Below are 10,098 nucleotides of genomic sequence, written 5' to 3'. Positions count from 1 at the left end.
AAATAAATAACTCGCATGTCCGAACTCAATAAATACGGGGGTTTGAAGCACGAAAAAGTTTGTGCGTTGGCGACGTGAAGAAAACCTTGATTTGGTACGGTGGATTACAGAATGATACTGACGCATTTTATGAGGAGGTGGCATTCAAATGGGGCGTAAGAACAAAACACCGTTGCAGGCGCTGAAAGCAGCGGTCTTAGCTCAAAGACTTACAGAACTTGCGGGCATCCAACCTAATGGTTATCAATTGGCACGTTGGTATGAACGGAGATTAGGACTTGCCCATGGTGCGCAGGAGAAGCGCTCATGGAACATGTTTTTAAAAGGCCAAATGCCTCAGAATGACAAACTGGCGATAATTGTCGATTTAGAGCCGAAATTGCGCGATTTATTGAACCATCCATTCTGGAAAATTATGGACGAATCAAGTGCTCACCTTGATATTCACCAAGTGCTCCAGACGGAGGTGTATCCAGCAAATAAATTATATTTGAGAGTTCTTTGGGATGACTTGAGTTTAATGCCTGTACTGGATCGCATCACGTTCCTAGTGGCCATGATAATTTCTCCAAAACCATACGAAGTTTGGACTGCATACATCACCGACTGGCTAGCTGAGAGCTATGCTCAGCTAATTTTAGAGCCGTTATGGAAACCCTTTGCTGATTATTTATTGGAAGTAGTGATGGTACGATGTGAAAGCAATCAAGCATTTTCCCCTGCACGATTATGTTCATCTATCAGTGCGGAAAAACTTCAATCGTGGAGCATTGTCTCTCAGGATTATGCGACGTACCAATCCGGCCAGGCTCCCACAGCATGGGCAGCGTGGTGCAGCGCCATCTGTCGCCTCAATTGGTCCGAGCGAGAATTATTTATGAAATATATAAATAATCGCGCCGCATTCCGTTCCGGCGACAAAACATCTCGTGAAAAGAAAATTTATAAACGAGTGCGCGACCTACGATACAGGCTCCTACAAAAAATTCCGAAGCTAACAATCTGCGTTTTAGATCGCTATGCTTAAGTTTTCGCCGTGACATTCAATGCATCTATGACCTGTCGTTGAAAATATTTCAATGAACTAAGTTCATTTTTTACCTTAATATTTTCTTGCTTCAGGTCTGCAATTATTTTACAAAGCTCTTCTATTAATTCTGGGTATTCCTTGGTAGCGCCATATTTGTGCAATGTTTCTAGCAGGCGAGCGAAATCGTTGTGCTGACTCCATAGGCTCGATGAATCCTGAGATTGGAATTGGTCATTGTTTATCTCCTCGTGAGATTTAGATCGTTCCGCGGATTGATTCAGCTCTTTAGATTTTAAAGCTCGTAGGTGTTTAACTATCGTGGTTTTTGAACCGTGATTACCCATTTCTGCACGAATCGCTTCCAGCGTCGCTTTTACACCTTTCCTTTCCAAGCTTATTAATGCCCGTTTAACCAAGGCTTCGCTAATAATGGGCTTCATGACCTAATCCACTACAAAGTTATAAAAGCAGCTTATCATATGCGCATTTCAGCGCGAGGGGGAACCGATATCTTGGCTGCGTTGATCCCTCGCGTCGTGATAACTAAATGTGCATCTGATCCAGTTCTGGGTGATGGCTAATGTAATGCATTTTAGCTGTTGCTGATGGAACAGTGTAACGCGCATGTTTCAGATTACAGTATCTCCTCTCTTTTTAGGTTTCTCCGATAACAGGCGTGCCCCACGCATGACTGGAATCACCTCTAAGCAGATGAAGCCCTGTTCGCGTTTCGAGGTAGCTGTTAACAAATGTACGCTCTTTTAATTTGAGGTGCGTAATAGTCATCTCGCGTTTGGGTTTTCGCCCGTAAGGATCTTAAGAGTCACCTTTCTGAGCTAAATGCTAGCAGCCTCGCGCCCAACAGAAGACTCTAGCTGACAACCTTTCCGCGCTTGCGAACGCCCTAGGCATTTAGAAATCTGCCAGAGATGTGATCGGTTTCCAGCGCAGCGACGAGCCGCCTGTGGGCTTACTGGCAGAGTTCTCGAGTACATTGCCCGATCCCGACTCGCTTGAACTACGCCGGCGGATCTGGAGGTTCACCAGAGACCCTGAGGTCGGGTTGCCTTCGTCGCATCTCCCAGGAGTGGTCGAATGGCTTCCAGCCTTGCAGTCCCGCCTTCGCCAGTTATTGCATTCGTTGCAGACCGACTTTGCTCTTAATCCTTCTGAGGGCTCGAATCGACGGCTGTCACGCGCGTTGCTTCCTGCCGGACCATTAGTTGAGGCGATTGAGCTGCGCGCAGCAGTTGGACCAAGGTTGCGAATTCAGACAGTGCATCAGGTCAAAGGTGAGAGCATAGACGCGGTGCTTTACGTAGCGAAAACGGCGAATGTGGAGTCCATGCTGGCAGGAGTGGATAGCGAGGTCGGCCGGATCGGCTACGTCGCGCTAACCCGAGCGCGCAATCTCTTCTGGTTGGCTGTACCCACGAATGCGCTCGCTAGACTACGGCCACGGCTCTTGGAATCAGGACTAAAGGAAATTGGGCTTGCCCATTAGGCCTTCGGGCCATCCCAGCGTGGGATAGCAAACGCAACTAAGCACTCCTTCATTGCAAACAATACGCAATGGCCATGGCTCCAAGTGTTCGCTACAGGGCGCGGGTAGCTTCGTTAAGCCCTGTTTTTAGTGCTTTTAGGGTTCAGCGGTTGCACCGCCGAATCAACCACGGTTGGGGCCGCTGCCTGAGACTTGTGTAATGACATTGGCCACATGCGCTGGACGCGACTGTTGTGGCACAGGACTGGTCTCGATTTTCGGTGCCTGCGCTGGAATTTTTTCGGGAATGCACGCTGACGGTCGGGTTGGATCAAGCAGTCTTCACGAGCAACCAAATACCAAGATGGTTTGGACCTCCAAGCTGCAGCACTGGTTTTGTCGTAAAACTCAGAGGCACGAATCGGTCCCTGCGTGGCAGCCATGATAGCCGTCTGGACGGCAGGTGCATCCTGAGCAAAGCCGGTCGCCATATTCAAGTCGACTACCGCATGCAGCGGAGTCTGAGGCGGTGCGAGCAAAGCTGGTGGATGATCTGGAGTCTGAGGTCGGCGGTATTCATTCATCTTCCAGCAAATGTGTCGCACGACTGGACAATAGGGATCCAGCTTGGAAATATCCCATAACCGTACTCACGCTGCGATGTTCGGTCATGGCCATTACCTCGCCGAGAGGCACGCCTTGGCGGCCAGCTTCAGTGACGAAGCCCGAACGCAAGCTGTGCGCCGCCCAATCCCCCTCCAGGCCGGCCAGTTTCGCCCGACGCTGCACAACGCGCGCGACTTGATCTGCCGATAAGGGTGTGATCCCAACTTTATTGCCTTTATACATCCGGCGAAATAACGGGCCGGTTTCGGCTGGAGCCACGGCCAGCCAGGCGGAAAGCGCTTGTGCTGCGGGCCCACGCAGTGGCTTTTCACGCCGCACACCGCCAGTGTCGGTTTTGGTCGTACCCAAGGTGTACAGCCAGGTGTCGGCATCGAGTTGGCGCACATCACCGACTTGCAGCCCCACGACTTCCGAGCGCCGTCGGCCGCCACCGCTCCAGGCCAGCAGGAGCAGGGCGCGATCCCGCACCCCGCGCACGCCGTCGTCGTCGCAGGTGGCGAGCAGGGCCTGCAACGGCTCAAGCACGATCGCGGTTTTCTTGCGTACGTTCACGCCCTGGCGCGACTGGGCTTTGCGTGCCTCGCGCAGCAGGGACTTCAGCGCCGGCGCCTCGCTCGGGCTGTCCCAACCGTTGAGTCGGTGCCATTTACCGAGCACTGAAAGACGGTGACTGACCGTGTTGAACGCCAGCGGTCCCACCTTGGCCTTGACCCGGGCGGTGACCAGTGCCGCGTCAATCGATGGCGGCAGCAGGTGGGCCCAGCCGCCGTGTTCCAGCGGCCGCGCCAGATGATCGAGCACAAACTGCACGGCCACGGTAGCGGGCAGTGGCGCATCGCCCAGTGCCTGGCCGTAACGCAACTGCAGCCAGGCCGACCAGTAGGCGAGGGCGCTGCGGTAGCTGCGTACCGTGTTGGCCGCGGTACCGGCGGCGATAAAGGCCGCCGCCGCTTCCTGGGCGTTGAGTGCCAGAAAATGCGGGTCCAGCGGGGTTTCGTCGATCAGGGGCAACTGGTCTGTAATATTTAATACGTTCAACGTACAATAAATCCATATTCTAGAAAATAAGATCGGATAACATTCTATTATCAGACCTAATATAGCGGGAGATGAGCCATGGCAGTAGGGGTGCCGGAACACGAGGTGTTTGCCGCCGCGGATGCGGTGCTGGCCCGCGGCGAACGCCCGACCGTAGAGCGCGTGCGTTTGGAACTGGGACGCGGCAGCCCGGCGCGGGTCGGTGGTCTACTCGATCAATGGTGGACGCGTCTGGCCGAGCGCTTGAGCGGTGAGACCCGTCTGCCAGCATTGCCCGCAGAGGTGTCACAGGCTTTTGTGGCGGTGTGGCAACAGGCGATTCATCTAGCCCAAGGTGTCGCCGAACAGACGCTGAGCGAACAACGCCAAGTGCTGGCCGTCGAACGCGAACGGGTGGCGGCGGTCGAAGACCAGGCGCGCCTAGACGCGGCGCAGTTTCGCCAGCAGGCGGCGGACGCCGTGGCCGGGCGCCAGGCGGCGGAGTTGCGCCTGGCCGATCTGGAACTGCTGTTGGCGCAGCGCCAGGCGCAGATCGAGGACCTGCAGCAGCAGCGTGAAGCTGTGTTGCACGAGCGTAGCGAGGCCCAACAACTGAACCAGGCGTTGCAACAGGATCTGCAGGAGGCGCGGCTCAAGGCCGAGCAGGAGCGCGTGGCGCAGGAGAGCTACGTACGCGGGGTCGAGGATCGTGCGCACCGCGAGGTCGATCACGCCCGGGAGGAGGGTAAGGCGATGTCGGCCCGGCTCAAAGAAACCGGGCGGCACGTCGAGCAGTTGCAACGGCGATTGGAGTCGATACAGACCGAGCTCAGCCAAACCCAGCAACGTGCCGCAGCGCAGCAGGCCCGCGCTGAAACACTGGAGCAGCAGCTGACTCAGCTACGCCAGGCTGCCGCGACCAAGCGCAAGCCAAGATCCCGGAAGCCCGCAGCGACAATGTCCGATTCCTGAGGGTTAAGTCGGCATCCTCGGGCTGATAAAAAGCAAGTCGATGCATTTAGTTGTGTTGCATCGACCGGTTGAATCCACAGCCAATAGCTGTCCTTCGCGGAGTTCGGTTTCGGGTCGGAAACTGCCGGTTGAGAGAGCGACCGACGTGCTCGCCAGATGGAATCTTGGTATCTCGCACTTGCTCCACCTACTCATCGAGAGCAGCTGATTCTTTGTGTGCGGAAGCAGGACCACCATCCCATACAGTCAGGTTGTCACAACGCGACGGAGTTGCGCGGGCGTCGTCATCCAGACTCAGAGCTCGCCGGCCACCAGGTAGCGACTGGTGCACTATCCTTACAACCTCACGGACTTAGAGAGGTAAGGCATGGCTATATACGAGGAAGTACTGGCTTGGTCGGAAAGGCTGCCGCCGTGGCGCAGCGACGCCTTGCGCCGTTTGTGTGTCCAGGGTGACTGGATTGATCAGGATCTTGTCGAAATTCTCGATCTCGCTAAGCAACACCATGGGGTGCGAAGCGCATTTCTGCCGGTTCTTCAGCCTGTCCTATTCGCCGCAGACCATTTCCCCGCCGAGGCGAATCGGGACCACACCGTCGTATTGCAGTCCCTGCATTCACTTACTAACGTGGGGAAGATCCCGAACAGTCAGGCTCTGAACTTCCAGCCGCATGGTCTCACCATCGTGTACGGCGGAAACGGCACGGGGAAGTCCGGTTACGCACGGGTGCTGAAGCAGGCGTGCCGTGCCCGGAGCCCAGGTGCTGTCTACGCCAATGCTTACGCTGCGGATTACCAGCAACTCATACCAAGCGCTGCTATTGACTTCGCGCTGGACGGCGCCGCCGAACAGACGACCTGGAGCAGTCATCGCGATAACGTACCGCAGCCAGAACTCCGGGGCATTTCCGTTTTCGATGGCGACTGCGCTCGGCATTACCTCCAGTCACGAGAAGCTGCCAACTTTCAGCCATCTGCTCTGACTTATCTCCAGCAGTTGGCGAATGGACTCAATCAGGCTCTGCGCCCCGCGCTACAGGCTGAGATCACGGGCCTTGCAACAGACACGACACCGTTCAGTGTCATTCCGTCCGACACCGTTGCCGGACGGGCGGTGCATCCGATTGGCCCAACCACTGATCTGACGCGAGCGCGTGAATTGGCTACGCTCGCCGATGATGAGCAGGCAGAGCGTGTACGACTTCCGCAGGAAATCAGCGAAGCGGACCCAACTGCCCGGGCCTCGCTACTTGACCATGCTGCAACGCGGGTCGATGAATTGGCCAGCCTCATCGCTGTGGTGGCCGGCGTAGTGTCTGAAGAGGCTATCGATGCCAAGCACCAGGCACATCGAGCCGTCGTTGAGGCTGAGACAGCTGAACGTGCGGCGTCCGCCATGTTGCAGGCAGGAGATGCTACACAGCTACTTCCTGGAACGGGGCAAGGTCCTTGGGCGTTGCTATTCAACGCTGCTCGTGAGTACTCGTCCAGCACTGCTTATCCAGGACAGGCCTTCCCGGTCACCTATGACGATGCAGTCTGTGTACTTTGCCAGCAAGAGCTCAGTCCTGAAGCGCAGGACCGCTTGCAGCGATTCGATCACTACATTCGAGACCGGGCGGCGGAGACTGCTCAGGCTGCACGCAACGCTTGGCAGCAGATCGTTCGAGAAGTCGGTCCAGCAAGTGTCGACTTCACAGTTGCCCCTAACATGCTGGAGAGCCTGACGGCGCGTGTGCCAGCGCTTCCGGACGATATCCAGACCTTTCAGGATGACTTGGTCGCCCGACTTCAGTGGCTCAAAAGAGCGGTGGCTACTGGGGTATGGCAGGACTGTCCTGGGTATCGTGGAGCGAATCCGGTGGCGTCGATCACTCAGGTTGCGGAAGTACTTCGCGTAGAGGCGGGCCGCCTGCGCGCAAACATGGACGCAGAGGCCTTAGCGGCCAAAAAGCTACGGTTGAAAGAGCTGGAAGCGCGGCAGCTACTTTCCGAGCATATCGAAGGCATAGCACGGGTGATTGATAACCTGGCCCACAGGGCTCGGCTCCAGAATTGCCTAAATGACATTGCAGCCACACGGCCGATTAGCGTGCTGGCTGGCCAACTGACTCGGACTTACATCAGTGAGGCTCTGGCTGGACGCATGAACGAGGAGCTCACTAGGCTGGAGCTTAGGCACGTTGAAGCTGGAGTCAGCTCAGCCGGTGAGGCCGGGGCAGTTCGCCTGGGAATTCAGCTGTTGGACTGCCAGCTTGCCCCGTACCAAGTGTTGAGCGAGGCAGAGCAGCGTATGTGTGCGCTTGCCTACTTCTTTGCTGAGCTTCACCAGTCGGGATCGACTTCCGGAATCGTTTTCGACGACCCGGTCTCAAGCCTCGACCACAGCCATCGAACCGCCGTCGCGCAACGAATTGTCGAAGAGTCCGCCAACCGGCAAGTCATTGTATTCACACACGACGCTGTATTCTTCGGTGAACTGTTAACGCTCTGCCAAGATGCGGGTCTGGCACCTGAAGTGAGGTCGATCAGCTACCGGGCGGAAGGCCCTGGCTACGTCGATTCCGGTTTGCCGTATGACATGCGCCGGCACCGCGAGCGCATCGCGCAACACCGTCGTGACCAGCAGCAAATTGCAGCAACCTTCAACACCCCTCCCGGAGACACTGAGCGGTATGCGATCCGTAATGCATACAGTGATCTTCGCGTGACGATCGAAATCGGTATCGAGGACACGATACTCAACGAAACCGTTGTCCGGTTCCGCGACGGAATTTCAGTAGGCCGGCTTAACGGAGTGATGGCTGTGCAGGAGCAGGAATTTCGTGAAGTGCAACGCCTGCACGACCGATGCTGCCGCAATGTGAGCGCGCATTCACATGCGGCCGGCCAGCAGCGTCCCGTAACACATCCTGATGAGTTGCTTGGGGATATTGAGGCCGTGAACACGTTGTTTACGCGTATCCGAAGCCGAAGGGGCTGAGTCGGCCGTTACGTGAGCATCTTCGCAGCGCCTGGCAACCTCCGGCGCGAGGCTGCTTACGACCCAGGCTGTGTGAAAACGTTTTTAAGCAGGATTGGCAGCTAGGACTCGAGCGAAAATCGCGATCCTACGCAAATTTTCGGGCTGCTGATAAACCAAACGCTGGCAGATTTTACGTAGCAACGCAGACTTCAAAACGGCGCATGTGTTTTCACACAGCCTAGACCCATTGCAGCCGTTCGCTAACGACTGCAAATGGCCGATAGCGGCTGGCTAAATCATAAGGCAGCGATCCGAGATTGCAGGGGACTAAGTCGGAAAGAATGAATGCGGTGTATGCGGCTTCCCGTGGGCAGTGTTTTGTCATTGTTCAGTGTCTACTATGCTTTTCTAGGTGGGTTTGTTTTGGGCTACGGGAGGTGATGATGAAGATCAAAGAAAAGAAAGAAGTTGAGATCGTGAGCGACATCCTGTGCGATGTCTGCCTCGAAAGCACTCGCGTCGAGGATTATGGCCTCCAATACGCCATGTTGCAGGCCCACTGGGGATACGGCTCGGCCCACGATGGTGAGCGCTATGAGATACACCTGTGTGAACGCTGCTTTTTCCAGACAGTTGCCAGCCTTAAGCAGGAAAGGCGCGCCCAAACGATGTTTAGTGAAAATGAAAAGGACAAATTAACTGATAATTTCGGCATGGTTGCAGCGGACGATTTCTTCAACGATGGCGGAAGCTCGACAGATAAACCGTGAACGAGACGACCAAGTTTACTCACCGATTTGGACACTTACGACTGACTCCTTTTGGCGATAGCTGCCTGTCGCGAAAGGCAGCTACCGACTGAAAGCAGGTGCTCGCTGCAAATCCGCTTGTTGTAAAAGCTGTCTTTCACCACAGGCTGCTCAATCGCAGGATTTTACGAATACGTTCACAGTCGACCTTTCATTCGATTCTGAAGCAACAAAGGCTGCCTGCTTAACCCCGATTGCTTACACCACTCCAGTGCAGTCACACCAAACCAGCGATGAAACGCACGCGAGAACGTGCTGACATCGGCGTAACCCAGCAGCTGTGCCATTTGCGTCAGGCTGATCGTCGGGACTTGCAGGTAATTGCGTACCAATTGCTGGCGTGTGTCATCCAGCAACCGCTGAAAAGACGTACCTGCTTGAGCCAAGTGGCGTTGCAAGGTCCGCGGGTTGACGGCCATGCAGTCGGCCACTCTTTCGATCGTCGCACGACCGCTAGGCAACAGATTGCGCAGCAATTGCATGACATAGCCCGGCGTCTCGTCTGCTGATAAGCGCTCCATGCCCGACAGATGTTGAGCGATGAGTTGATGCAGGGTTTCGCTGGCGCAATCCAGCGGCTGCGCGAGCACGCAAGCGTCGAACAGCAGTCCGGTGTGCGCTGCAGAGAAGGTCGGTGTGATGCCCAGCACCTGCCGATAGACGAACTCGTCAGCAAGGGGCGCATGACGGAGCATTACCGCCTCGGGATGCCATTGATCCCCGGCCAAGGTCCGCATCAGTTGCATACCGACACCACACGCCAGTTCTTCTGCTTGAGGCAATCCGTCAATCGCCACCTCATCGGCCCGGTAACCAAGCAACGCAACGCCGTCGACCACCTCCAGGTCGATGTGTGCCGCGCCATTGTAGTACGCGAAATTGGCGCGCAGCTCGAGCAAGGCATCGCCGATGGTTCGGGTGTTGTGAATCAGGAAAAAAATATCACCGAAGACGTCGATCCCTTGATAGAGCCCAAATTCCAGGCCGAACAACGGGTTATTCGAACGCTGTTGGCACAGCTCCAGCAAGCCGCAATAGTGCTGGAAGGACAGGATATCTTCCGGGCGCTGCAGCGAAGCCACAGGCAGAGAAGCCCTACGCAGCATCTGGCTCGGGTCCAGGCCCTGATGGCGGGCGAATTGATCGAATCTCGCCAGGCTGAGTGCACGAATGAACGGATTGGAGGCCATGTTAT

At 55.8% G+C, this 10,098-nt stretch carries 7 protein-coding genes; 4 read left to right on the top strand and 3 right to left on the bottom strand.

The window, feature by feature from the left end; translation table 11 throughout:
• Positions 1–148: 148 nt before the first annotated feature.
• A complete protein-coding gene (locus AC1DRN_RS09805) occupies positions 149–1,027 on the top strand; it encodes a hypothetical protein (RefSeq protein ID WP_457265854.1) in 879 nt (292 codons plus the stop codon).
• Here the strand turns inward: AC1DRN_RS09805 and AC1DRN_RS09800 are convergent.
• Together AC1DRN_RS09800 and AC1DRN_RS09795 are read right to left on the bottom strand one after the other, a co-directional pair.
• Positions 1,024–1,470, bottom strand: a complete 447-nt coding sequence (locus tag AC1DRN_RS09800) for a DNA-binding protein (protein ID WP_457265855.1) — start codon at positions 1,468–1,470, stop codon at positions 1,024–1,026. The genes AC1DRN_RS09805 and AC1DRN_RS09800 overlap by 4 nt on opposite strands.
• Before the next feature lie 1,619 nt (positions 1,471–3,089).
• Entirely contained in the window at positions 3,090–4,178 is a 1,089-nt protein-coding gene (locus AC1DRN_RS09795; protein WP_457265856.1) for a site-specific integrase, read from the bottom strand.
• Positions 4,179–4,256: 78 nt separating this feature from the next.
• Here AC1DRN_RS09795 and AC1DRN_RS09790 point away from each other — a divergent pair, with 78 nt between their 5' ends.
• The 3 genes from AC1DRN_RS09790 (at position 4,257) to AC1DRN_RS09780 (ending at position 8,864) form a co-directional block, all read left to right on the top strand.
• Positions 4,257–5,129: a DNA-binding protein gene (locus tag AC1DRN_RS09790; protein ID WP_457265857.1), complete on the top strand. Its 873-nt coding sequence runs from the start codon at positions 4,257–4,259 to the stop codon at positions 5,127–5,129.
• Positions 5,130–5,496: 367 nt separating this feature from the next.
• Entirely contained in the window at positions 5,497–8,112 is a 2,616-nt protein-coding gene (locus AC1DRN_RS09785; protein ID WP_457265858.1) for an AAA family ATPase, read from the top strand.
• A gap of 425 nt (positions 8,113–8,537) precedes the next feature.
• Entirely contained in the window at positions 8,538–8,864 is a 327-nt protein-coding gene (locus AC1DRN_RS09780; protein WP_457265859.1) for a hypothetical protein, read from the top strand.
• A gap of 176 nt (positions 8,865–9,040) precedes the next feature.
• Here the strand turns inward: AC1DRN_RS09780 and AC1DRN_RS09775 are convergent, their stop codons facing one another.
• The gene (locus AC1DRN_RS09775; protein WP_457265860.1) at positions 9,041–10,093 is read right to left on the bottom strand and encodes an AraC family transcriptional regulator; all 1,053 of its coding nucleotides are present in this window, start codon (positions 10,091–10,093) and stop codon (positions 9,041–9,043) included.
• Positions 10,094–10,098: the final 5 nt, after the last annotated feature.

It is taken from the genome of Pseudomonas sp. P5_B3 (assembly GCF_056400405.1).
The sequence above is the reverse complement of the archived record's forward strand: the minus strand, read 5'-3'. Positions and strand labels throughout refer to the sequence as shown.